The organism is Merdimmobilis hominis (assembly GCF_016901855.1).
Taxonomy (GTDB): domain Bacteria; phylum Bacillota; class Clostridia; order Oscillospirales; family Ruminococcaceae; genus Paludihabitans.
This window is the reverse complement of the sequence record NZ_JACJKY010000066.1, coordinates 1-626: the sequence shown is the minus strand read 5'-3', so window position 1 is coordinate 626 and position 626 is coordinate 1. Positions and strand designations below refer to the sequence as shown.

The 626-nt window shown below is 46.8% G+C and carries 1 protein-coding gene; it reads right to left on the bottom strand.

Features of this window, described 5'->3' with window-relative positions; all coding sequences use genetic code 11:
* Nucleotides 1-120: 120 nt before the first annotated feature.
* The coding region (locus tag H6A12_RS13070) for a hypothetical protein (RefSeq protein WP_204448438.1) at nucleotides 121-626 on the bottom strand (506 nt) is incomplete at its 5' end.

Here is a 626-nt window from a genome sequence, read left to right as displayed (position 1 = left end):
AAAAGACGGAAACGCAGACTGCTGCGATCAATGCGACCGACAAAACAACGGCGACAATGATAAGATTTCGTTTGTTTGTTTTTGTCATGGGAGGCACCTTCTTTTAAAAGAACAATCACGTTATTCACCTATACCAAGCTGTTTTTTGATGAATCCGGTGGTGAAGAGTTCGGTTCCTGGGACGGTGAAGACATAGCGTTCCGATTCTTTGACCTCTTCCTGAACGCCGCGTGCGCTGTTTTCTTCAAACTGTTTGCGGCGATAGTCCATGGTGTAATCGTAGGAGAGAAACACTTCCGGGACATCGCACAGTTCGAGTTCATTGTTGCACGAGATGGCAAACTCCCTTTGATTGACAGGATAGTCATCGCCGACATTGGTGACGGTGATGCGGACTTCACTTGCAGTAGAATAGAGCCCGCCCATGTATTTGAAATGCTCCTCTTCCAGCTTCGAATACTCCTGAAGCGCAACAGGTGTTTCGAAGATTGCATCGATATATTGCTGTGCGAGCGGAGTGCCGGTGATCTCCTTTTCAGAATGATATTCTCTCTCGTCGGCAGGCAGGTTTCCGTATGGATCATACTGATGATAGTAGGAAACAAGCGTTACCGATTCAATCTGAT